Genomic DNA, 23,226 nt, shown 5'->3' with positions numbered 1-23,226 from the left:
AAAAGCACACCAATCACTTCTTCTTCCTTCCAACCTTCAGAATCAAAGGAAACTCCACCGCTTTGCTCGGCTCGCTGCCCCAGCCATGAACAAACTCTTGTTTTACCAGATCTAAAGGGTTTTTCCCTTTTGCTTTTTCATAATGCTTCACTGCCGACCAAGTATTCAGGTACCCCAATAGCTGGTCTATACTCCAATGGCTTTTTAAGGATATTTTGGGAGGCACCACCTCCTCAAAATCAAAGGGGATTGCTTGGTATTGTTCTTCAATATATCTCCTTTCAGGATCCCAATATGGCCCGACTACCTCCTGATAAAAATAATGGATGAGCTCTTTTAAGCCTTCCACCTCCACTAATCCATAGCCTATCAAGGCAATGATCCCAGAAGGCTTTAAAGTCCTGTTTACCTCTTTGAAAAACGGTTCAAAATCAAACCAATGGACAGCTTGAGCTACGGTGATAAGATCAAAACTTTCGCTTGAAAACGCAGTTTTCTCTGCCGCTTGAATCGAATAGTTGATATTCCTAGACTTCGGCGCCTGCTCAAGCTGCTCTTTACTTATATCGGTGGCCTCCACCCTACCAAAAACGTTGCTGAGCACCTCGGCCACTTGCCCGTTTCCGGTCGCGCAGTCCCATGCAGCTTCCTTTTGAGGGACTAGACTGAATAAAAAGTCAAAAAGCTCCCTAGGGTACCGCGGTCGGAATAGGGAATAATCCTTTGCATGTCCAGAAAAATTATCCTTCATGATTTATCCTTAGGTTCTTGGTAATGGCTTTTCAGTTCATCGTACCTTTCCTTAAGGTCCTGAAAGTCATTACGCTCACCAAAATGCTCTTTTCCAGCCATCAAGATCATCTCTGCGTGCTCGGAAATGATTTGCTGATGATGCTTCTTCTTTGCCATGGTAAATATGGTCACCATCGCATCCATTAACCGGATCAATACCGCGGGACTGTGCTGACCATATTGCCTTATTTGATTAAAGGCTACACTCACGACTCCATCAAAGCTAATCACCTTAGTGATCAACCTTAATTCCCCTTCCTCATCAAAGCACTGCCCGTTAGGAAGATCTACTTTGGTGAGGTAACAAATCGAATCTGTCAATTTATCGATACAGGTAATGGCGGTATAAGGATCGTTCACTCCTGGGGATAGCGCCCTGGCTGCCACCTCCACCATTTGCCTGATGGCAAACTCTGCATCCTGTGTGGATGTCCTTTTTCTTCCAATAATCAAGGCATCCCTCATCCTATCCTCTGCTTCTTCGTCTATTTCCTCCCCAGAAAACACCTCAAACACCTCCTGTCCCTTTACCAAAAAATGCCCGGCATGTTTCTTTATTTCTATCACTCCATTGATATCCGTAGCCAACTCCATAAGGTCCGAACGACTGACCGTCTGCACATACCCACTTTCTTTTACCGACACCACTGTTTTATACCTTGCTCTATCCTTTAGCTCCTTAAGCTGCTGTTTATTTAAACTATTTTTATCATTGCTATTTTCTAGAGGAAAGAGATTTTTAAAGTTTCTGTTCAGCAGGTCGTTTACGTTGGAGATCACCTGATCTGCCTGTATGCTTACAGAAATATGATGGATAAAAATGACCAATAAGAAAATATTTATCACTGCAAGTAGCAGGGCTATCATTATTGAAATGCTTGGTAAAAAAGTAAAGCTGTCTGTCGATTTCACAGCGTTCAGTACCAACAAACAATACATGAAAGTGGCTATATACGAGCCCAAAACAACTTGGTTGATTCGGTCATGCATGAAATTTTGCAATAACCGGGGACCAAACTGCGAAGATGCCAAGGTCAATGCAACAAGAGTAATGGAAAAAACCGTACCTGCTACACCTATCATCGCCCCGGCAATGATGGATAAAATACTCCTCGCGGAATCGACACTTCCGATCAGGAAATAACGGAGAATCCCTTTTGGTTCAAATTCCAATACATTATCTAAATACACCGATCCAATTGAGGCAAATATGGCGAGCAATATCAGCTGTAATGGAATAAACCAAAAACTGGACTGCAAATTGGACCAAAAATAAACAAGCTTTGTCTTCACTCTTTTAGCGTCTAAAACCCAACATTCTTTAAATCAAGAAACAATTTTTTATTAGGAAACAGGCAATACACTCCCCCCTATTAGGCTTCCCCCCTTTCCCTTACAATTAAAAACAAATCACTTTCCAATTCAAGATATCCATAATCATAACAATAGATATAAGTATCCCCTTTTTTGTTGATATACTTATGCGTCTGGTACTTGAACTGAAATCCCTGTATCAGCAACTTTTCCCGGGAGACCTTGACAGTATCCCCCATGGTTGATAAGGCTGCTTCCAGGATTTTATGGTTTTTCTTCAAGGCATTGTTGATGTTTCTGATCAAATTATTTCTGCCCGCTTTCAGTTGATTATTATAGCTGTTGCGACATTGGTCATCACAGAATTTTTTATCCGACCTCCCTTGAATCACTCTTTCGCAGTACAAACAATTTCTATTTTCTAAAAGCATAAAAAGTACGGTTAAGATGAAAAACTAAGGGAATTTACAAATTAACTTCTTAAACATCAAACGTTTACAAACGACTACAAACACTTACAAACGGAACGAAACATTTATTAACCGACTCATGAGAGGGACTTTACCCAATTTTGTATCAGACGATCCGGTAAACGGGCTTCTTTTTCATAGTATTTCTAACTAAACTGTTTTTATCATGAACACCTTAAGAAACAAAGTACAATTGATCGGACGCTTAGGCGCCAAAGCAGATTTTAAAGTTCTGGATAACGGGAATTCCCTGGCAAGGCTGAGCCTGGCAACCAATGAAATTTACAAGAACTCAAAAGGAGAGCGGGTAGAAGACACTACGTGGCACCAACTGGTGGCATGGGGAAAGACCGCTGAGATCATCCATAAGTACACCGACAAAGGATCTGAGATCGCCATCGAGGGCAAACTTATCAACAGGACTTACACTGACAAACAAGGGGCGAAAAAGTACATCACGGAAATACAGATCAATGACGTGGTCTTATTGGGTGACAAAAACAAAGTAGCAGAAGCATAAAAAAAAGCCGCGAATGCGGCTTTTTTTTATTGGTTAAATCAATCATTATTTATCGTGCAATATTGCTTTGGTAAAGTCCACTTCTCCTGTCTCCACATCGTAGTATCCACCGGCAATACCTATCTCTCCGTTTTCAAACAGTTCTCTTAGCACCTCGCTTCTTTCCAGGATATGATCCATCGTATTGATGATATTATGATGGGAAACAGCCTCTACAAAAGCAGGATCAGAAGGCTGCTTGTCCGGCATTTCTTTTTTCACCTCTTCAATTGAAGGATTTACTTTACTTAGCAGACCTGTCAAATTTCCCATTTGTACTCCACCGACGGCTCCTTTGATGGCTCCACATTTACTGTGTCCCAAAACCACGATCAGTTTTGAACCTGCCACCTTACAGGCAAATTCCATACTTCCCAAAATATCCTCATTGAGAACATTCCCTGCAATCCTGGCACTAAAAATATCTCCCAATCCCTGATCAAAAATCAGTTCGGCTGAGGTTCTACTATCGATACAACTTAAAACAATCGCAAACGGCCATTGTCCGTCCTTGGTATCGTTTACCTGCTCTAACAGGTTTCTGTTGTATTTAAGGTTACTTACAAATCTTTGGTTACCTTCTTTAAGAAATTCCAGGGCTTTCGCTGGAGTAACTGTTGCTTGCGTTTCAGCAGTGTGTGCTCTCATAGTTACTTTTACAGTTTTAATAAAATCAAACTTAGTTTTTTCCGTTAATTAATTCTGTGATCACTTCTTGATGTGAAGTTTTCCCTTTTTTTCTATAATTCAAAATCTCCTTATGTTCCAGGGAAACGTGGTTCAGTTCATCCAAATCGTTCTCCAAGTTATAAGCTTTCTTAAATCCTACCAGTTTCACTGTAATTTCTCTTTCTGGCGCTTGGACATCCTTGAATTCCCTGATCAGCTCCAAAACATCGTGGGCCACATATACCGTATCAGAAGCATCGATGACCACATTAGCTCCTTTGGGGATATGGTTTAGCGTTTGCTTGATGGCTGCTTTGTTCAAGAAAGAAACCTCTTGGGCCAGGTCAACATGGATAACGTCGCCGTCCTTATAACCTTCCTTGTTAAAGTAGTAAACTCTCTTCGCATTTCCTCTTAGGATAAAGAAAACACTGATGACCAATCCTAAAGCCACACCTTTCAATAAATCCAAAAACACTACAGCAGAAAGGGTTGCGATAAAAGGTACAAACTGGTATTTACCCTGATTCCAGAAATACTTAAAAGTCGCTGGCTTGGCCAATTTATAACCAATCATCAAAAGAATGGCTGCCAAGGTGGCCAAAGGAATTTTGTTGAGCAGGAATGGAATGCTCAGTACACTTATCAACAAAAACACACCATGGATGATAGCAGACATTTTTGACTTTGCCCCCGAATTCACGTTGGCAGTTGTTCTTACCACTACAGAGGTCATGGGCAAACCACCGATCAAACCGCTCACGATATTTCCTACGCCCTGTGCTTTAAGTTCAATATTGGTGTTGGTCACCCGCTTCATTGGGTCCATCCTATCAGCTGCTTCAATACAGAGCAAGGTCTCAATAGACGCTACAATGGCAATGGTAATCGCTACCACCCAAACTTCAGGATTGGAAATGGCCGAGAACTGAGGTAAGGTAATTAGGTTCTTAAAATCTTCTGCAGATTCCGGTACAGGTAAGCTAACTAGGTAATCTTCACCAATGGCCAAAGGACTTCCAGTCATCAGGAAAATTTCATTAATAACAACCCCTACAATTACTGCAACCAGGGCTGCAGGAAGTAATTTCAGTTTTTTCAGTGCCGGGATATTCTCCCATCCAATCAATATACCAAGGGAAATGGCAGTCACCACAATAACCCCAATCTGAACTCCAGTGAAAGAAGCTGCAATACCGGTGAAAATTGCGAATCCGGAACCTATCTCAGCATCTGATCCCAAAGCCACAGGAATCTGCTTAAGGAAGATGATTACACCGATCCCCGCAAGCATCCCCGTAATTACATTACTTGGTATATAGTTGGAGATACTTCCTGCTTTGAGAAAACCCAGTATAAGCTGTATCAAACCGGATAAAACCACGGCCACCAGAAATATTTCAAACCCTCCAAGGTCCTGAATAGCTACAATTACAATTGCGGTCAAACCGGCCGCTGGACCGGAAACACTCACATTGGACTGGCTTAAGAAGCCCACTACAATTCCGCCCACAATTCCCGTAATGATTCCTGAAAAGAGCGGAGCTCCTGAAGCTAAAGCTATACCTAAACATAGCGGCAGCGCTACAAGAAAAACCACCAACCCCGAAGGGAGATCTGATTTTAAATTAGCAAAGAGATTTGTCTTCTTTGTCATAAATTTTGTCTTTAAATAAATATTAAGGATGATTATGCATGCTTTGTTCAAACACAAAGCACTCCCTCTTCTCGATGCACTACATTTGCTTCCAAGGGATTCCACCTGCAAACCCGGCGGGATTCAACAAAATATTAAGACAGTTCAGGAGGAGGGCAAAATTGATCCCTCAAGACAAAAGCATAGTCTTTTTCTCTATGATACCCCATTTCATTTTCCTTATTGGACAGGGTCAAAAATATATTCCAATCGATTACTTTCCTTATCAGGTGTTTTTTGGCCGGTGTATGATTTTCAGCACTCTCTTCCTCTTCCTCCACCATGGAATAAAACATAGACACATCCACATCACTGTCGATCAAGACAGTTGCCGTGGGTGCAAAAACAAACAGACAAAACATCACCATAAAAAAGGCGGCTATTTGCTTGCGGTTATATGTAAATGTTTCCTTCAACTGTTTCGACTTTTCACTTGTAAGGCCTACGGCAAATTTAACCAAAAGTTTAAAAAAAACCATTACGCACCTATATAAACATTCGGTTTTTTGACACTTATTAAAAATTTTTCATAAAACCCTAACCCAAATTCAAAATTCCCTAATATCAAACAAATTCATTCCCAATATTTTACCTCGTTTTTTTTTTATCGATGTTCTTTATAGAAGTTGACAGGTAACACCTCCATGAGTTTGGCCACCTTCTCTTTCACATCATCCACCTTGGACAGGGCCTGAACGGTTTCAAGTAATTGCTCCTCTGTACGGATGCCAGAAACGACAGATATCACAGCAGAATGACGCAAAGGAAAAGAAAGAGCCATACCTCGGATTTCATTCAGATCATTCCCCAAACGCTGGAGCATATCCCTTACCTCTTCCACTTGCCCTACTGACCAATCCAAATATTCCTTTAAGGGCTTGTCCAAAAGCAAACCTTTGGCATATGCCCCGCGAACTACGGCACTCACACCTTTATTGGCCAACTCATCCAAGCAGTGTTCCTCAGGCCTTCGGTCCAGCAAGCTATACTGCATCATTACCGAGGCGATATTGGACTTCTTAAGGTATTCTCTGATCACATTGGGACGTATGCTGGAAAGGCCATAGGCCCTGATTTTGCCTTGTTGTTTTAGGATTTCAAATGCTTCAATAACCTCGTCTATGGGATCCTCGATAGTCCCTCCATGCAATTGATAAAGGTCTATATAATCGGTTTGCAGCCTGCTCAAGCTCTTTTCTACTGCTGTCAAAATATATTGCTTTCTCGGGTTCCAGTCCCAGCCACTCCCATCTGCCCTCATTTCATTGCCTACCTTGGTGGCCAAAACGATATCTTGACGCTTCCCCTTAAATGCTTCTCCGACAATTTTTTCATTTTCACCTGCATCGTATAGGTCTGCCGTATCAAAATAATTGAAGCCCATATCCATGGCCTTATGAAGCAAGGCTATGTTTTGACTCTTTTCGCCCTTTAACGACATGCAGCCGAATGACACCTCACTTACCTTCAGATCTGATTTTCCTAGTTGATTATAGTTCATTTCTGGATTTCCATTTATTGGTTTACCTCTCTACTCTACCTGAATCTTCCTACCACATGGGGTGTACATCAGGCTTGATTCTTTTTTCATAAATCTCCTGGACCAATTCCATCTTTTCTCTGGTAATAGCAGGCAGGCTGCCCGCACGGACATTTGAAGTTACTTGGTCGACATTTGACGCCCCTGGGATCACCGTTCCCACTTGATCAAACATTAATATCCACCTCAAAGCCCATGAAGCCAAGGTTTCGTTCCCTTTAAAAACAGACTTGAGTTCTTCCACCGCTGTCAGGCCCTTTTCGAAGTCTACCCCTGAAAAGGTCTCTCCTTTGTCAAAGGCTTCCCCATTCCTGTTGAAAAATCTATGGTCATTTTTATCAAAACTACTGGACAAACTCATCTTACCGGATAAAAGCCCGCTTGCCAAAGGCACTCTGGCAATAATGCCCACATTATGCTCCTTTGCTATAGGAAAAAACTCCTCCAATGGTTTTTGCCTAAACATATTGAAGATAATTTGCACAGTGCTTACGTTAGGGTACTTCATGGCCATCTTTGCCTCTTCCACCTTTTCGACACTTACGCCCATATTTTTTATTTTCCCTTCATCTTTCAGTCGATCAAAAAGTTCAAAGAGCTCATCCCGGTTATACACTGCCGTAGGAGGACAATGGAGCTGTATGAGGTCGAGACATTCCAGCTGCATGTTTTTCAGGCTTTGCTCCACATAGTTCCTGAGGACCTCTACTTGATACCCTTCATTTATATGTGGCTGAATTTGCCTCCCACACTTACTGGCCACAAAGATCTCCCCAGACCTTTCTTTGAGTAACCTTCCTACCGCTGCTTCACTTTGTCCATCATCATACACATCCGCGGTATCCAGGAAGTTCACTCCCTGATCGATGGCGGTGTTCAATATTCTTGATGCGGATTTTCTATCAAATGAACCTCCCCATCCTCCTCCTACTTGCCAGGTCCCTAAACTCACCTCTGACACGCTCATGGCCGTTTTCCCTAAAATCCTATATTTCATATTCAATAAATATTATTTTTAGTTGTTATTTTTTTATACTTTAGCAACAATTACTTATTACAACAAGCGTTTCACCCATTAAAATATGGAATTGAAACACTAAATTTGGTCATTTATCAATAAATCCTCGGTAATCAACAGAAGCTCTATAAGAGAAATATTTCTTATGTCCATTCCCGAAGAATTTTTGTAAATAGACCGTTCAACACTTAAAAATGGGGATAATCCTGCTGAGATAAAAACGGAAGAGGGGTGGATTGAATTTATTTCCCAAAAGCAGTTTAACCATCCCCCCAAGGGCAACCTTTATAACTTATTTAAACCATTGAACATTAAAGAAGATTAAGTTTTTCTTACATCATTAACTTTAAAAAAGCTATGAATAACAGACGAAAATTCTTTAACCGACTTGCCCTGTTTGGGGCAGGCTTATTTTTATCCAACAAAACCCGTGCAAACCAATCCCGATCCTATATGATCCATCAAGTTTATTTTTGGCTAAAAGACCCTGAAAAAGATATCCATGATTTTATCAAAGGCTGCGAAAAGCTCATAACGATCGACACGATAGAGAAAGCTTATATTGGCCTTCCTGCACCTACAGAAAAAAGGGAGGTGGTGGACCATACTTTCCATGTAGCTTTGACCGTCCATTTTAGCACATTGGACGACCATAACAGTTATCAGGTGGCTCCCATTCACAAAGAATTTATCGAACAACATCAAGATAAATGGGAAAAAGTTAAGGTGTATGACGCAAAATTAAGTTAAATTGAATAGCTGAATTTTTATTTAACACATGCATTTAGTAGCTGTAAATAAGGCAATTACCTCTAAACAAAACCAATGAAGCAATCCCTTTTCATATTGCCCCTCATTTTTTTTGCCTTTATGCTCAGAATAAATGCGTTTTGCTTCCAAATCAGTTCTCCCCACTTTTCCTTGTCACAGGAAGGAAAAATTGACAGCTTGAACAATTGGTCTGCAAAGAACATTGAAAGTGACATCAACGATGCACTGTACAACTCCTTACGCGCCCTAGAACAATCCAAAAAGATCGATTATTCTTTAGGGGAAGCCGAAAGCATGATCAACTTGGGATGGATCTATTACCGGATGGACGATTATGTAAAAGCCATAGATTATGCTTTTAAAGGACATCAGAGTATTATCCACCTGAATAACCCCAGACTGACCGTCCGCTCCTTCTTTAATATAGGAGCCATCTACAGCCAGGGAGGAGGACAATTGGAGCTGGCCTTTGATTACTTTGAGGAAGCTTATAAAAAAAGCCTGGCCCTCGATGACAAATCCATGAGCGGAAGAGCCATCAATAACATGGCCTCCATATTATGTGAACTCCAAAATTATGACAAGGCCAAGGAATTGATCACTCCCTTTCTTTCCAACAACATGGACAATTTCCTCGAAGCTTTTGCCAGAAGGACTCTGGGAGACATCCATAAAGCTCAGGGAGACACTAGCTCTGCGATTTCCAATTACCTAAGGGCCTACAAAATACTGGAAAGGGACCGATCGTACTCCACACTGATCAGTTGCTCCATCAGGCTTGCCGATCTGTATCTCGCCCTGGGCGAAAACTATAAGGCCAAGCTATACCTTGACAAGTCTGCCGACATTACCAAAACCAATAATTATCGCGAACATCTTGTAGAAATAAATAAACTTTATTCTGAGTTTTATGAAAAGATGGACAATTGGAAAGAGGCGCTTTATTATCAAAAGCAATATGCTACTCTGAAGGACAGCCTCAATAACCAGATCAATTCCAAAAACATGGGCCGTCTGGAAGCGAAAATTGATTTTGACCAAAGGCTCAATGCCATCAATTCAGAGATGGAGCTCAATGAAAAATTGATCAATGAAAAGCTGGAACAGCAAATTTTTCGGCGCAATATTTTTCTGGCTGGCTTTATCATCATGTTGGTTCTCGTCACCATTGTACTCTTCAGTACTTACAGAATCCGAAAATCCAAACAGCAAGCAGAGGCCGCCAATAAAGCCAAATCAGACTTTATCTCCAGTATGAGTCATGAAATAAGAACCCCTTTAAACGGGGTGATTGGCTTCTCTGATCTGCTCAGTCAAACCCCTCTGGATGCAAGCCAAAAACAATACACCAAACTCATCAATCAATCTGCAAAATCCCTAATGGAGATTGTCAATGATATTTTGGACTTTTCAAAAATTGAAGCAGGTAAACTGGAAATCGAATTGTCTGAAACGGACATTTATAACTTGGGGATGGAAACCATTAACCTGGTAGCTTACCAAGCCCACAAAAAAAACCTGGAGCTGATATTGGACATTGATGAAAGCATCCCCAAGAAGGTGATGGCAGATCAGGTAAGGATAAAGCAAATCCTGATCAACCTGCTCAGCAATGCCGTCAAATTCACCTCCAAAGGGGAAATCACCTTAAAAATAGAATGTCTGAACAATGAACTTGACGGTTTTACAAAAATGAGGTTCAAGGTATCAGACACTGGAAACGGCATCAATCCCAAAAACCAGCAAAAAATATTCAGCGCCTTTACACAAGAAGACTCCTCCACCACCCGTAGATTTGGCGGAACCGGACTAGGCCTGACCATTTCCAAGAAACTGCTAAACATGATGGGAGGTGACATCTATGTGAAAAGTGAACCCGGTAAAGGAAGTGCCTTTTGGTTTGAGGTAAACTTTAAAACCCTCGAAGAACGAAAAGATCAAGAAGACAAACTACGATTTAATGATATCAAAATCCTGCTGATTGATAATAACCTCAGCCATGCATCGATTGTAGAGAAAAAACTGAACTACCTTGGAATAAAGTGCGACCATGCAACTGGAGAAAAACATGCCTATGAATTTCTTCTCACAGGAACCCAATATCAGTTTATTCTGGTCGATCAAGATTTAAAGGAAATTACAGGAAGCAAATTACTGCGTAAAATTTTGGTAAAAGACCGTTTGATAGACTCTTCTACCAAAATTATCTTGATGCACAATGCGGTCATACCGGAGTCCAAGACACCAAGCTTCATCAATGCCACATTAATCAAACCTTTTAAAAAGCCTGATTTCATCCAGGTAATGAATAAATTGATCAATGATCAGGAACCTTCCGCTACAATCGAGGAATACCTGAATCCTCAGGAAGACCTGGAAGAACTTAAGGCCATTTCACCAACCATTCTGGTGGCAGAGGACAATCAGGTCAACATGATCCTGACCAAAAAACTGTTGAAGTCCTTTATCCCTAATGCAAAAATCATAGAAGCGCATAATGGCAAACAGGCCATTGATGTCTACAAGGAACGCGCAATAGACCTCATTTTTATGGATATTCAGATGCCTGTATTAAACGGATACGAAGCCACCAAGTCTATCCGCAAAATGGAAAAGACTAGTGAAAGGCACACGCCTATCATAGCCCTTACCGCCGGAATTTTGAACAATGAAAGACAAAAATGTCTTAATGCAGGCCTGGATGATTACACCTCTAAACCCATGAACAAATCCACAATTGCCAAAATCCTGATTCACTGGCTCTCTCAAAAAGTAAGTCAATAGCACCCAACCTCCAGGATCAGGTGCCGCTGACCCCACATTATTTCACTTTTTCAATTATCAGGTTGTGGTTGGTGTAAATACATATATCCGCAGCGATGTTCAGGCTTTCTTTCACCATTTCCTCCGCCGATAACTGAGGCGCAAATTTCTTCAAAGCCCTGGCCGCAGATTGGGCATACATACTTCCGGAACCAATAGAGGCAATCTCCAGGTCAGGCTCGATCACATCCCCTGTCCCTGAGATGATCAACACATCCTCCGCGTCCGCAACGATCATCATGGCCTCCAGCTTACTCAACATCCGGTCAGTTCTCCATTCCTTGGCAAGCTCTACCGCTGCCCGCTTCATATTGTTGCCAAAGGCCCCCAATTTTTCTTCAAACTTTTCCAAAAGGGTAAAAGCGTCAGCGGTGGAGCCTGCAAAGCCAGTGACTATCCTTCCTCCTTGTAATTTCCTGATTTTATTGACGCTACTTTTGGCCACTGTATTTCCCAGTGTAGCCTGGCCATCGGCCCCGATGGCCACTTCCCCTTTATGCTTAATCGCCACGACCGTGGTTGATTTTAATTTCTCCATAATATTTCAAATGTTTAACAGCGAAGTTGACAAAAACCGTACAAAAAGAAAAAGTCCTGTCAGGAAAACACTGAACAGGACTTTTTGACATATGTTGACACCGTTTTATAAACTGGCTCTTATTTTCATTAAATAAGGATTCTTACCGGGTCTTCCAACAAACCTTTCAAGGTCTTCAGGAATGCGGAGCCCACGGCCCCATCCACTACTCTGTGGTCACAGGAAAGGGTTACTTTCATAACATTACCCACCTGCATTTGTCCGTTTTTCACCACCACAGTTTCTTTAATGCCTCCGACGGCAAGAATACAGGCATCCGGTGGATTTACAATAGCCGTAAATTCCTCGATACCGAACATTCCCAAATTGGAGATGGTAAACGTATTTCCTTCCCAGTCCTTAGGCTGCAATTCTTTGTTTTTGGCCTTGCCTCCCAGAGATTTTGCTTCCTGAGAGATCTGAGAAAGGCTCTTGCCATCAGCAAACCTGATCACCGGAACCAATAGCCCTTCTTCCACTGCCACTGCCATACCGATATGCACGTGGTCATTGTACCTGATCTTATCGCCCAACCAGCTTGAATTCACTTTGGGGTGCTGTCTCAGGGCGGCAGCAGTAGCCTTGATCACCATATCATTGAAGGAGATTTTTACTGGAGCAATCTCATTCATACTTTTTCTGGCCTCAATCGCTTTGTCCATGTTGATTTCCATGGTCAAGTAGAAATGAGGAGCAGAGAATTTACTTTCAGCCAATCGCTTAGCAATGGTCTTTCTCATCTGAGAGACTTTCTCCTCTCTATATGATTCCTGACCTATCGCAGCCGTAGCAGCTGGAGCAGAAGCCTGGGCTGCTGCTTGAACAGATGCAGGGTCAAAGCTTTCCACATCTCTTTTGATGATCCTTCCGCCTTCACCGGAACCTTTCACCAAGGCGATGTTTACCCCTTTTTCTTCTGCCAATTTTTTGGCCAAGGGAGAAGCTTTCACTCGTCCGTTGTCAGCAGTGCTGCTGGCAGCTGTCGAAGGTGCCGCATCTACCTTTTTGGGAGCTGGCTTTGATTCCGCCTTAGGAGCTTCAGCCTTTTTCTCTTCTTTTGCCTCTGTTTTTTCTGCAGGAGCTGACTTTTGCTTTTGGGCTTTTAGCAAAGTCTGGTAATCTGCGTCTTTCTCCCCTATCACAGCAATCACGCCATCCACAGGAACACTATCACCAGCCTGTACGCCAATATGCAATAATACACCGTCCTCGTAAGACTCCAGTTCCATGGTAGCCTTATCGGTTTCCACCTCTGCGATAATGTCACCGGACTTCACCTCGTCACCTTCTTTTTTCAACCAGGTAGCGATGGTTCCCTCCTGCATGGTATCACTCATCTTTGGCATGGTGATCACCGTTGCATTGATGTCTGAGGTATCAATTTTTTCAGCAGGCTCGCTGCTGCTTTCGGCTTTTTCTTCTTTCGCTTCTTCCTTTTCTTTCGCTTCTTCCTTTTCCGGTTCAGCAGAGGATGAATCTCCCCCATCGCTTACTTCCTTCAAGAGGTCGTCAATATTCTCTCCTTTTTCACCGATAATGGCAATAACTCCATTCACGGGCACAGCGTCTTTTTCTTCCACACCAATATGCAACAATATCCCCTCATCATAAGACTCCAGCTCCATGGTAGCTTTGTCGGTTTCTACTTCTGCCAGAATATCTCCGGCTTTTACTTCGTCTCCTACTTTCTTCAACCAAGCTGCGATCACCCCTTCTTCCATGGTGTCGCTCATTTTGGGCATTCTTATTACTTCGGCCATAAGTTTTCTATATCCTATTCAATTTTTAAGCATGTCAAAAATAGTTCTTAAAATATCTATATTCAAATTTAATAATGGTAATTTCAAAACTGGAAATCATGAATACGTTTCGAATTAACTCAAAATGCCTTTAATAAAAAACACAACTTACAGCGGACCAGCCATTTTATTCAATGGGCACCTTCAAACTATCATCCCGGCACTTTTCAGAAAAACCTTTTCATTACCCTTTGAGAGAGAACGTATTAACACACAGGATGGTGACTTTTTGGACCTGGATTTCCTGAAAGGCGACAATTCGAAAATAGTCATTATCTCCCATGGACTGGAAGGCGATAGCCGCCGACCCTATATGTGCGGGATGGCCAACCATTTTTTTTACCAAGGTTACGATGTCCTTGCCTGGAACTTTCGGGGATGCAGCGGGGAAATGAACAAAAAGCCTTTTTTCTACCACTCAGGAGCTACTTATGATTTGGACGATGTGGTCCGTCATGTAGAGAAAGATTACAGCGAGATTTACCTTATCGGCTTCAGCCTTGGTGGCAATATGACCCTGAAATATTTGGGTGAATCCATAGACCGCAGCAACAAGATCAAAAAAGCGGTGGCCATCTCGGTCCCCCTCCACCTAAAAAGCAGCTGCATTAAAATATCCACCGGGGAAAACATTATCTACTCTAGGCGGTTTTTAAGGACCCTGAAACAAAAAATCCGGCTTAAATCCCAGAGCTTTCCCGACCATATCTCCACCGATGGACTGGAAAAAATCAGCACTTTAAAAGAGTTCGACAATAGATACACCGGGCCCATGCACGGCTTCAACGATGCCAACCATTATTATGACAAGTGTTCCTCGCTCTATTTCCTGGAAGGTATCCAAATCCCTACCCTGGTCCTTAATGCCCAAAATGACCCTTTCCTCAGCCCCAAATGTTTTCCCCATGAACTGGGCCATTCGCTTGAAAACATCTATATGGAATTTCCTGAAATCGGGGGACATGTAGGTTTCAGTCCCAGAAAGAGCAAAGAAATCTATTGGTCTGAGAAAAGAGCATTTGAATTTATCGATTACGATGATTAATTTACATTAACCTATCAAAGTTTAATCATGTGTGAACGATACTCCTTAGGAAAGACCAAACAGGAACTGGAAAACCGGTTTGAAGCAGAGATGTTGGACGACTTCCATCCCAGGTACAATATAGCCCCTACACAGTTGCTGCCCATTATCACCTCCGATAGCCCGAAAGGCTTTTCCCTTTTTTACTGGGGGATCACACCTGATTTTGCCAAGAACAAACCCGTCTCACAAAAATTCATCAACGCAGCCGCCGAAACAGCTCATCTTAAAGCCTCTTCCAAATCCGCCTTTCAGAGAAGAAGATGCATTATCCCAGCCGACGGCTACTATGGATGGAAGAAAATAGGAAAAAAAACAAAAATTCCTTACCGATTCACCATGCGTGACAAGGGGATTTTTTCTTTCGCCGGAATCTGGGAGGAATACGAAAGTGATAATGGAGAAATCAACCATACTTTCTTGATCCTAACCACAGAATCAAATCCTATCAATAAAGAAATTGGAGAAAGAATGCCGGTCATGTTCAGCAAGGAACAGGAAAATATCTGGCTTAATAAGGTAAGTCCCATCAGCCAGCTGCAGGAAATTTTAATTCCTTTTGCCAGCGAAAAAATGACTTCCTACACCGTTTCCCCAATGGTCAACAAAACCAGTATCGACTCAGAATATATCATTCGGAGAACCAGTCCCATGGATCAGTTTGGAAACTATACCCTCTTTGGCTGAGCCCTATTCTTTTCAGATGAAATCGGACTTGACTGGCTTAGTTTGCCCAAATGGTGCATATTTGCATTTCTTTTCAACCTATCCGATTTAAAGAAGTCAGAATAAAAACCTGACAAAAAAAATACTCCCATGAAAACATCAAAAATAACCGGTGTCGGCCACTATGTCCCTGAAAACATCATTACCAATGAGGACCTCACTAAAATAATGGACACCAGCAACGAGTGGATTGTGGAGCGAACCGGAATAAGAGAAAGAAGATGGTTTACCCCCGGAGTGGACACTGTAGCCAACATGTCCACCAAAGCGACCAAAATGGCAGCAGAAAGAGCGGGGATCAACTTGAAAGACATTGATTTTATCATCTTCGCCACCAGCACTCCGGATTATTTTGCCCCTGGAAACGGTGTCCTTCTCCAAAGAGAATTAGGTCTTCAGGGAATTGGTGCACTCGACATCCGTAATGCCTGCTCAGGCTTTCTTTACGGACTTTCGGTAGCAGATCAATTCATCAAATCAGGAATGTATAACACCATCTTATTAGTGGGTGCTGAAATTCAATCCAGTGCCTTGGATAAGAGCACTGAAGGACGTTCCAATGCAGTGATTTTTGCTGATGGTGCCGGAGCCGCCATCATCCAGGCAAATGAAGATCCTGAATCGGGCATACTTTCCACCCACCTTCATGCCGACGGGGACTATGCTGAAGAACTCTACCTCAAAGACCCAGGCAGCAGCAGAGAGGTGAGGCTCTCTCAGGACATTATCGACAATCCCAGCTTTAGAATGCAGATGAACGGCAATGTCGTTTTCAAACATGCCGTGGTCAGGTTCCAGGAAGTGATCCAAGAAGCCCTGGAAGCAAATGGAAAAACCAAAGACGACCTGGACCTTTTGGTTCCACATCAAGCCAACCTTAGAATCAGCCAGTACATTCAGCAAAAGTTTGAACTGCCTGACGAAAAAGTTTTCAATAACATCATGCATTATGGCAACACCACCGCGGCGACCATTCCCTTGGCCCTGAGTGAAGCTTGGGAACAGGGAAAGATCAAAGAAGGAGACTTGATTTGCCTTGCCGCCTTTGGAAGTGGCTTTTCCTGGGCCTCGGCATTGTTAAGATGGTAATCATTTATGAAAGAAATCAACACAGGCTTATTGTTAAACAACGCGCTTTTTCAGGAAATCCATCAGCTTAAAGATGAATTCATCTCGCTCTTTTCTGATATTGCCAACCAAATCTCTGACCAAGAACTTGCTGGTTTTGACACGAAACACAAAGGAAAGAAAATCAGTAAGGGCAATGAATTGCAACATTGCCCTTACCAGGTTTTGGACCTGGTCCGTAATTTTGACAAGGAAACAGGCTTCAATATCCGGATACTCAACTGGTGGGGACACGGTCTATACATCATGGTATATCATGGCGCTTCCAAACTCCCTTCCCAATCCTGCTATCAAGACTACCTGAAAGCAGAATACCAGCTTTGCCTTACTGGCTCCCCTTGGGACTATAAAAGCATCATCATTCATAACCAGCAAACTTCAGAACATTCCTTTGAACAGCTCTCCTCCCATTTAAGAAAAGTAAAACACCTACAAATGATCAAAAGCCTTAGGGTCCCCTCATCGGCCGAACAGCTTAGAAACACCCTGTTGGAAGAATGGAGGCTTCTAAAGAAGTTTCACCACAACCAATGATTTTTTCAAGAATAAATTATAATTTAGAAACAAGAATGGCGTGGCATCGTTTACCACTCCTGTATCCTTTATAGAATGTAAATAACCCATGAAGTACCTTTTAGCATTGTTTTTTATTTCCTCCAGCACTCTCTTTGCTTTCGGACAAGGACAAACAACAAAAATCTTTAATGCCGACTCAAGCATCGTTGGCACCGGGGTAATTATTGACGGCAAAATGAACGGCTTGTGGAAACTTACTGATCCCAACAACAACCGCTTGTTAGAAGAGGGCTACCTAAAAGACAGCAAAAAAGACGGGAAATGGATCACCTATCACAGCAATTCAGAACCCCACATTATTGCCGATTACAAGGACCACAAACTCAACGGTTCCCTGAAGGAGTATGATAAGGAGGGCTACCTTATTTTGGAAGCTATATATAAAGACAGTGTGGCCGTTGGAGAATACAAGGAGTATTACGGAAGTTCAATTGCCGTTTATGGATTCAACCCTGGTAAAAAAGTAAAAAGAGAAGGCACCTTCAAAGACGGCAAGCTGGATGGAGAGTGGCTTTCCTACTATGAAAATGGTCAATTGGCCATTAAAAGCCATTATAAAGACGGTAACCTGCACGGAGCCTACCTGGAATACTCCAGAGAAGGGCAGTTGATCGTCGAAGTAAACTATGTCGACGGGCAACCCGATGGTACTTTCAAACGATATTCCTACAATAATACAGTAGAACAGACGGGACAATATAAAAATGGGATCAAAATAGGAAATTGGACTACCTACTTCCCCGAAACTAAAATCATCGCATCAGAAAAGGAATACGATGATCGAGGAAACAAGTCAGGTACTTGGCGGTATTTCTATGAAAACAGGAGATTGGCCAGAATGGAGCGGTATGAAAATGATATTCCCGTAGGAACTTGGGAAGAGTACTTCCCCAATAAAAACCTCTCCAAGAGAAAAACCTATGAACTGGGAGTTCCTGTAGGGGAATACATCGAAAACCATGAAGATGGAACACCCTCTGTCAGGGGCCAATACAGCGGAGGCTCAAAATCCGGACTTTGGAAAAGCTACTACACCGACGGCCAGCTTTACTCCATCGGCGAATACAAAAACGGTGTAAAATCCGGTCTTTGGAAATACTTTAATAAAATCGGAATCCTCATTGCAGAAGGCGAATACCAACTGGGGTCTGAACATGGGCAGTGGTTTTACTATTATGATGGAGGACAACTGAAATCTGTGGGCAGTTATTTTTACGGTTTTGAAAACGGCACTTGGGGCCTTTTTTATGACAATAAGCAACTGACCCAGGAAGAACACTGGAACAACGGCAGGCTGATGAACATCAGTGAATACCATACCTATGACGGTACAGCCACATTGGATAAAGGAAGCCTAAAAGATGGTGAAGGCAGTAGAATCACTTATTATATTGATGGAACAAAAGAATCCGAGGGCGACTATCACTTTGGCAAACCGCACGGACAATGGAAGTATTATCATGATAACGGAAAAATAGCCTCTCAAGGAACCATGGAGAATGGCGAAAAGGAAGGTCGTTGGAATTACTACTCCCGTTCGGGCAAGCTGACAGAGATCATCACCTACAAGGATGATGAAATCGTCCCTGACAAACTTCCCCAATCAGATCTTCCCTTTCAAAACTTTGAATAATGAAAGAACTCAAAGGCAGACTAATCACCTGCCTTTGTTTTTTTATGTAAGCCCTCGACCACATCATTTTTATGGTATAACTCCGGTATTTATTAAAATACTTTCATAAAAGCGGACACAATTTGCCAATTTCTGCCGATCAGCATCAAAATCTTTCACTTTAACGTATTGAATGACTGCATTTATTTTTGATTCGCAGTGGTCTACGCTGACCCTCTTCAAATAATTTATCAAAAACGGATTTATCTTTTTTAATTTTTTTATAAAAGTATTTTTTATATTGAACTTTATTTCGTTTATTTGAATACCCTAATAAATAAAACAAAATGAATTTAATTGATCCTAAAAAAAGCTTGGATGAAAAAGAGGGGGTAGTAGAGATAAAAAACTACCTCAACAAGATCAAAATCATCAAGAACCTTTATACCAACGGCAGCAACACTGCCAGTGAGATCTGCAACGAGGTAGGCATCAGTTTACCTACGGTAAACTCTCTTTTGACGGACCTAATCAAAGGCGGACAGCTTGTCAAACAAGGAAGAGCGGAATCACAGGGAGGAAGAAAACCGGATCTGTATCGACTGGCTTCGGACTCATTTTATGTACTTTCTGTCGATGTAAGCAAATTTGTGGTCAGGGCGGCCATTTACGACAGTTCAAACACCGCGGTTACAGAAACAGGCACGTTCAAGATCACCTTAAATAACGAAAAGGCCACTTTTGACAGGATCGCCGACTTCATGGATACTTACATGAACGAGTCGGGAATCGAGAATGACAAAATCATTGCTATCGGTATATCCATGCCTGGATTGGTGGATTCGGTGAACGGCATTAACCATACTTACCTAAAATTCGGCAAAAAAACACTGGTAGAAAACCTTGAAACCAGGTTCAATAAAAAAGTATTTATAGAAAATGATGCCAGGGCTATGACCTTGGCAGAATTCAAATTCAGTCAAGAACAAAAGTTCAACAATGTACTGGGCATCTTTGTGGGCTGGGGCATTGGACTGGGCATTATCATCGATGGTAAACTGTACAGAGGCGGAGCAGGTTTTGCAGGTGAATTCAGCCACTCCCCTATCTTCGAGTCCAGGGACATTTCCTGCACTTGTGGAAAAAAGGGATGCCTGGAAGCAGTAGCATCCGGTACCGCCATGGTAAGAATGGCAGAAGAAGCCATTTTGAAGGACAGTGACTCCATTCTCAGCAGGCTGGCAAAGGAAAAAGGAGACGGCATAGAACCTTCTCTGATCGTGGAAGCCGCATTGGCCGGTGACCAAAGGGCCATCACCATCCTATCAGATGTTGGGCTTGACCTGGGCAGGGGGATTTCTATCCTAATCCAGCTCCTTAACCCTGACCTGATTATCGTAGGTGGTTCGGTGGCAGAAGCACAGCAATACCTGATCACACCAATTCAGCAAGCGCTGAATATCTTCAGCATGGCCAAGTCCAGGGAAAAGTCCGAGCTGGCCCTTTACAAACTGGGCAAAGAAGTGGGACTGCTTGGCGGTGTGGCGGTCGTCATCGAAAATATATTTGAAGACATTATCAATTGATTTGTAGCGGTTGCTCCAAAAGAAACATGCCCTGCAGATCAAAAACAGGAAAAGCATTAACATTAAAACAATTCTAAATATGCTAAGTAACTATCCTTTATCGGAAGTAGAAGAATGTTTCTTAAAAGAATCAGGTGTTAAAGAGATCAGTACTTTGATCCCTTACCTGACTGTAGACAATTTCCCTAAATTAGGGTTATTGACAGCATGTAGATTTTTGGAGTGGGCAGCAAACAACCCTGACGGGGTGATCAGCTTGCCAACGGGAAAAACTCCTGAGTTTTTCATCAAATGGACCCAATTTCTACTTGAGAATTGGGATAGTAAAAAAGGCAAAGAAATCCGTGAAAAATACGGGCTGATTAATACCAAAAAGCCTGTATTGAGCAACCTGCATTTCGTGCAGATTGATGAGTTTTATCCGATTACTTCTTCTCAGCACAACAGCTTTTACCATTATGTAAACAAGTTTTACATTGATGGCTTCGGACTCGATCCTAAAAAGGCCCTGTTGATCAACTCTGACGATATTACCTTGGCAGAAGGAAAGCATTTCTCTGAAATCTTCCCTGATTACAAAGTAGACCTGTCCCTGAGATACAGAGAACCTGTCAACAAACTGGAAAAACTGCAGCAAGAGTCCATCTTTTTGATTGACAAATGGTGCGGAGAGTACGAACAAAAAATACGCGAAAAAGGAGGCATCGGCTTCTTCTTGGGAGGTATCGGCCCTGACGGGCACATTGCCTTCAATACCAGAGGATCCGATATATTCTCTACTACCCGTCTTACAGAAACCAACTTTGAAACGCAGGCAGTAGCTGCCGGAGACTTGGGAGGGATCGAAGTTTCTGCCAACCGCTTGGTGATCACCATTGGACTGGATACCATCGTTTACAATCCTGAAGCTGTAGGCATCATCATTGCAGCAGGTGAGGCAAAAGCCCAAATCGTCAAGGATTCCCTTGAAACCCCATTGGACAATGTATACCCGGCCACAGTACTTCAAAAACTGAAAAACGGTCGTTTTTACCTTACCAAAGGCGCGGCTTCAAAGCTGACAGACAGCGTAAATACTTATTACAAAACAGGAGAGTGGACTCAAGCAAAGACTGAAAAAGCTATTCTTGACCTTTGTAAAAAACTAAAAAAATATGCCAACAGGTTGAAAATCGAAGACCTCAAGGCTGACCCTTATACCTCTTTGATTCCAGGCTTGTCGGAAGAAACGGTTCCTTCAGTCATTGAAAGCACCATTAATAAGCTGAACAATGGCCTGGTGAAAGAGGAAAACCAACGTTTGCTTCATACTGGCCCTCACCACGATGACATTTCTTTGGGGATTCTTCCTCATATCACCAACCAGTTGAGTGAAAAAACCAACGAGGCACATTTCTCGGTACTTACTTCCGGCTTTACTGCCGTGACCAATACTTTTGTGATCGACACGCTTCTCCATACCAAAAAACTATTGGATGAGAACCAGATCCAAATGGTGAACTATGAAGACTTCTTTGATGCAGGTTATAAGTTAAAGACTGACAAAGACGTATACCACTACCTTACCAACGTGGCATCTGAGGATCCGGAGCAGCAGCAAAGAGGACTTTGTCACCGAGTGGTCAGAGCGGTTGTAGATGTCTTCAAAGTTCCGAACACAGAAAAACTAAGGGAAACCATCAACGATGTGTTGAGCATCCTTAAAAACTCTTATGACGGAGAGAAAAACCCACCAAAAATCCAAAAACTAAAAGGAATGATCCGGGAGTTTGAGGAAGAATTGGTATGGGCCCACTTTGGCGTAAAAGTAAAGAATGTCCACCACTTGAGACTTGGCTTCTATACCGGTGATATCTTCACAGAACAGCCGGATAAGAAAAGAGACGTAGAACCGATTGTAGAGCTGTTCAGAAAGGTAAACCCTACCAAGATCAGCTTGACGCTCGATCCTGAAGGAAGTGGTCCTGACACCCACTACAAAGTTCTTCAGGCCACTGCCGAGGCAGTAAGACAATGGAGCAAAGAGAAAGACTTAAGTGAACTGCGTATCATCGGATACCGAAACGTATGGTTTAAGTTTGATGCCGCTGAGTCCAATGTCATTGTACCCGTATCGTTGGGAGACCTTTCCGTAATGGAGGACTCTTTTGCCAACTGTTACCTTAGCCAGGTAAATGCATCCTTCCCAAGCTATGCCCATAACGGCAAGTTCAGCACTATTGCTAAGCGCACTTGGGTGGACCAGCTTAACGATGTTCAGTTATTGCTAGGAAAAGACTATTTCTATCAACATGATATGGCCAAAGTAAGGGCCAGCCACGGCTTGATATTCTTCAAAGACATGAATGTGGAAGAATTTATTGCCCATGCAAGAGAGCTTGAAAAGTCCATTGAAGGCATGCTTTAAGCTTTTCTATCAAACTTGACGCCTATTAGTTAGTTAGATATCCGAAGGCGTAATGCTTTCGGATATCTTTGGTTTTATA

The 23,226-nt window shown here is 42.4% G+C and carries 20 protein-coding genes; 10 read left to right on the top strand and 10 right to left on the bottom strand.

Annotated elements, in window-relative coordinates; translation table 11 throughout:
• Positions 1 to 13: 13 nt before the first annotated feature.
• The 3 genes from ACYVAA_RS02405 to ACYVAA_RS02395 form a co-directional block, all read right to left on the bottom strand.
• A complete protein-coding gene (locus tag ACYVAA_RS02405) occupies positions 14 to 751 on the bottom strand; it encodes a class I SAM-dependent methyltransferase (RefSeq protein ID WP_460538435.1) in 738 nt (245 codons plus the stop codon).
• A complete protein-coding gene (locus tag ACYVAA_RS02400) occupies positions 748 to 2,085 on the bottom strand; it encodes a DUF2254 domain-containing protein (RefSeq protein WP_460538434.1) in 1,338 nt (445 codons plus the stop codon). The genes ACYVAA_RS02405 and ACYVAA_RS02400 overlap by 4 nt, the downstream gene beginning before the upstream one ends.
• 80 nt (positions 2,086 to 2,165) lie before the next feature.
• On the bottom strand, positions 2,166 to 2,537 hold the full coding sequence (locus tag ACYVAA_RS02395; RefSeq protein ID WP_460538433.1) for a hypothetical protein: 372 nt from the start codon (positions 2,535 to 2,537) through the stop codon (positions 2,166 to 2,168).
• Positions 2,538 to 2,742: 205 nt separating this feature from the next.
• On the opposite strand from ACYVAA_RS02395, the gene ACYVAA_RS02390 reads away from it, so the two are divergent.
• A complete protein-coding gene (locus ACYVAA_RS02390; RefSeq protein WP_460538432.1) occupies positions 2,743 to 3,096 on the top strand; it encodes a single-stranded DNA-binding protein in 354 nt (117 codons plus the stop codon).
• A gap of 45 nt (positions 3,097 to 3,141) precedes the next feature.
• Here ACYVAA_RS02390 and ACYVAA_RS02385 read toward each other — a convergent pair whose 3' ends face one another.
• From ACYVAA_RS02385 to ACYVAA_RS02365, 5 genes are all read right to left on the bottom strand, one after another.
• On the bottom strand, positions 3,142 to 3,783 hold the full coding sequence (locus tag ACYVAA_RS02385; RefSeq protein ID WP_460538431.1) for a carbonic anhydrase: 642 nt from the start codon (positions 3,781 to 3,783) through the stop codon (positions 3,142 to 3,144).
• A 31-nt stretch (positions 3,784 to 3,814) separates the two neighbouring features.
• Positions 3,815 to 5,461, bottom strand: a complete 1,647-nt coding sequence (locus ACYVAA_RS02380; RefSeq protein WP_460538430.1) for a SulP family inorganic anion transporter — start codon at positions 5,459 to 5,461, stop codon at positions 3,815 to 3,817.
• Positions 5,462 to 5,595: 134 nt separating this feature from the next.
• Entirely contained in the window at positions 5,596 to 5,961 is a 366-nt protein-coding gene (locus ACYVAA_RS02375) for a hypothetical protein (protein WP_460538429.1), read from the bottom strand.
• Between the two features lie 143 nt (positions 5,962 to 6,104).
• Positions 6,105 to 7,001 carry an aldo/keto reductase gene (locus tag ACYVAA_RS02370; RefSeq protein WP_460538428.1) on the bottom strand — a complete coding sequence of 299 codons (897 nt, stop codon included), beginning with the start codon at positions 6,999 to 7,001 and terminating at the stop codon, positions 6,105 to 6,107.
• Positions 7,002 to 7,050: 49 nt separating this feature from the next.
• A complete protein-coding gene (locus tag ACYVAA_RS02365) occupies positions 7,051 to 8,037 on the bottom strand; it encodes an aldo/keto reductase (protein WP_460538427.1) in 987 nt (328 codons plus the stop codon).
• Between the two features lie 378 nt (positions 8,038 to 8,415).
• Between ACYVAA_RS02365 and ACYVAA_RS02360 the strand changes: the two genes are divergently transcribed.
• Both ACYVAA_RS02360 and ACYVAA_RS02355 read left to right on the top strand, forming a co-directional pair.
• Positions 8,416 to 8,808 (top strand): Dabb family protein, encoded by a 393-nt coding sequence (locus ACYVAA_RS02360; RefSeq protein WP_460538426.1) that lies wholly within the window; start codon positions 8,416 to 8,418, stop codon positions 8,806 to 8,808.
• A gap of 75 nt (positions 8,809 to 8,883) precedes the next feature.
• Entirely contained in the window at positions 8,884 to 11,613 is a 2,730-nt protein-coding gene (locus ACYVAA_RS02355; RefSeq protein WP_460538425.1) for a tetratricopeptide repeat-containing hybrid sensor histidine kinase/response regulator, read from the top strand.
• Between the two features lie 37 nt (positions 11,614 to 11,650).
• On the opposite strand, the gene hslV is transcribed toward ACYVAA_RS02355, so the two are convergent.
• Both hslV and ACYVAA_RS02345 read right to left on the bottom strand, forming a co-directional pair.
• A complete protein-coding gene (hslV, locus tag ACYVAA_RS02350; protein ID WP_460538424.1) occupies positions 11,651 to 12,190 on the bottom strand; it encodes an ATP-dependent protease subunit HslV in 540 nt (179 codons plus the stop codon).
• 128 nt (positions 12,191 to 12,318) lie between these two features.
• The gene (locus ACYVAA_RS02345; protein ID WP_460538423.1) at positions 12,319 to 13,989 is read right to left on the bottom strand and encodes a pyruvate dehydrogenase complex dihydrolipoamide acetyltransferase; all 1,671 of its coding nucleotides are present in this window, start codon (positions 13,987 to 13,989) and stop codon (positions 12,319 to 12,321) included.
• A gap of 124 nt (positions 13,990 to 14,113) precedes the next feature.
• On the opposite strand from ACYVAA_RS02345, the gene ACYVAA_RS02340 reads away from it, so the two are divergent.
• The 7 genes from ACYVAA_RS02340 to ACYVAA_RS02310 all read left to right on the top strand — a co-directional run bounded on the left by ACYVAA_RS02340 (position 14,114) and on the right by ACYVAA_RS02310 (position 23,147).
• Positions 14,114 to 15,073 carry a YheT family hydrolase gene (locus tag ACYVAA_RS02340; RefSeq protein WP_460538422.1) on the top strand — a complete coding sequence of 320 codons (960 nt, stop codon included), beginning with the start codon at positions 14,114 to 14,116 and terminating at the stop codon, positions 15,071 to 15,073.
• 27 nt (positions 15,074 to 15,100) lie between these two features.
• Positions 15,101 to 15,799: an SOS response-associated peptidase gene (locus tag ACYVAA_RS02335; RefSeq protein WP_460538421.1), complete on the top strand. Its 699-nt coding sequence runs from the start codon at positions 15,101 to 15,103 to the stop codon at positions 15,797 to 15,799.
• 129 nt (positions 15,800 to 15,928) lie between these two features.
• Positions 15,929 to 16,927 (top strand): 3-oxoacyl-ACP synthase III family protein, encoded by a 999-nt coding sequence (locus tag ACYVAA_RS02330; RefSeq protein WP_460538420.1) that lies wholly within the window; start codon positions 15,929 to 15,931, stop codon positions 16,925 to 16,927.
• A 6-nt stretch (positions 16,928 to 16,933) separates the two neighbouring features.
• Positions 16,934 to 17,500 carry a hypothetical protein gene (locus tag ACYVAA_RS02325; RefSeq protein ID WP_460538419.1) on the top strand — a complete coding sequence of 189 codons (567 nt, stop codon included), beginning with the start codon at positions 16,934 to 16,936 and terminating at the stop codon, positions 17,498 to 17,500.
• 88 nt (positions 17,501 to 17,588) lie between these two features.
• The gene (locus tag ACYVAA_RS02320) at positions 17,589 to 19,175 is read left to right on the top strand and encodes a toxin-antitoxin system YwqK family antitoxin (RefSeq protein WP_460538418.1); all 1,587 of its coding nucleotides are present in this window, start codon (positions 17,589 to 17,591) and stop codon (positions 19,173 to 19,175) included.
• Between the two features lie 326 nt (positions 19,176 to 19,501).
• Entirely contained in the window at positions 19,502 to 20,740 is a 1,239-nt protein-coding gene (locus ACYVAA_RS02315; RefSeq protein WP_460538417.1) for an ROK family transcriptional regulator, read from the top strand.
• 79 nt (positions 20,741 to 20,819) lie between these two features.
• Entirely contained in the window at positions 20,820 to 23,147 is a 2,328-nt protein-coding gene (locus tag ACYVAA_RS02310; protein WP_460538416.1) for a glucosamine-6-phosphate isomerase, read from the top strand.
• Positions 23,148 to 23,226 lie beyond the last annotated feature (79 nt).

The organism is Echinicola sediminis (assembly GCF_054777495.1).
Note: the sequence above shows the minus strand (reverse complement) of the source record. Positions and strands in the feature narration are given on the sequence as shown.

What these genes read in the sequence shown, in the direction of transcription:
- ACYVAA_RS02355 (WP_460538425.1), top strand. Translation starts at nt 8,884, where the DNA reads ATGAAGCAATCCCTTTTCATATTGCCCCTCATTTTTTTTGCCTTTATG.
- ACYVAA_RS02330 (WP_460538420.1), top strand. Translation starts at nt 15,929, where the DNA reads ATGAAAACATCAAAAATAACCGGTGTCGGCCACTATGTCCCTGAAAAC.
- ACYVAA_RS02370 (WP_460538428.1), bottom strand. Translation starts at nt 7,001, where the DNA reads ATGAACTATAATCAACTAGGAAAATCAGATCTGAAGGTAAGTGAGGTG.
- ACYVAA_RS02345 (WP_460538423.1), bottom strand. Translation starts at nt 13,989, where the DNA reads ATGGCCGAAGTAATAAGAATGCCCAAAATGAGCGACACCATGGAAGAA.
- ACYVAA_RS02365 (WP_460538427.1), bottom strand. Translation starts at nt 8,037, where the DNA reads ATGAAATATAGGATTTTAGGGAAAACGGCCATGAGCGTGTCAGAGGTG.
- ACYVAA_RS02320 (WP_460538418.1), top strand. Translation starts at nt 17,589, where the DNA reads ATGAAGTACCTTTTAGCATTGTTTTTTATTTCCTCCAGCACTCTCTTT.
- ACYVAA_RS02325 (WP_460538419.1), top strand. Translation starts at nt 16,934, where the DNA reads ATGAAAGAAATCAACACAGGCTTATTGTTAAACAACGCGCTTTTTCAG.
- ACYVAA_RS02390 (WP_460538432.1), top strand. Translation starts at nt 2,743, where the DNA reads ATGAACACCTTAAGAAACAAAGTACAATTGATCGGACGCTTAGGCGCC.
- hslV (WP_460538424.1), bottom strand. Translation starts at nt 12,190, where the DNA reads ATGGAGAAATTAAAATCAACCACGGTCGTGGCGATTAAGCATAAAGGG.
- ACYVAA_RS02395 (WP_460538433.1), bottom strand. Translation starts at nt 2,537, where the DNA reads ATGCTTTTAGAAAATAGAAATTGTTTGTACTGCGAAAGAGTGATTCAA.
- ACYVAA_RS02360 (WP_460538426.1), top strand. Translation starts at nt 8,416, where the DNA reads ATGAATAACAGACGAAAATTCTTTAACCGACTTGCCCTGTTTGGGGCA.
- ACYVAA_RS02405 (WP_460538435.1), bottom strand. Translation starts at nt 751, where the DNA reads ATGAAGGATAATTTTTCTGGACATGCAAAGGATTATTCCCTATTCCGA.
- ACYVAA_RS02380 (WP_460538430.1), bottom strand. Translation starts at nt 5,461, where the DNA reads ATGACAAAGAAGACAAATCTCTTTGCTAATTTAAAATCAGATCTCCCT.
- ACYVAA_RS02335 (WP_460538421.1), top strand. Translation starts at nt 15,101, where the DNA reads ATGTGTGAACGATACTCCTTAGGAAAGACCAAACAGGAACTGGAAAAC.
- ACYVAA_RS02315 (WP_460538417.1), top strand. Translation starts at nt 19,502, where the DNA reads ATGAATTTAATTGATCCTAAAAAAAGCTTGGATGAAAAAGAGGGGGTA.
- ACYVAA_RS02340 (WP_460538422.1), top strand. Translation starts at nt 14,114, where the DNA reads ATGCCTTTAATAAAAAACACAACTTACAGCGGACCAGCCATTTTATTC.
- ACYVAA_RS02310 (WP_460538416.1), top strand. Translation starts at nt 20,820, where the DNA reads ATGCTAAGTAACTATCCTTTATCGGAAGTAGAAGAATGTTTCTTAAAA.
- ACYVAA_RS02385 (WP_460538431.1), bottom strand. Translation starts at nt 3,783, where the DNA reads ATGAGAGCACACACTGCTGAAACGCAAGCAACAGTTACTCCAGCGAAA.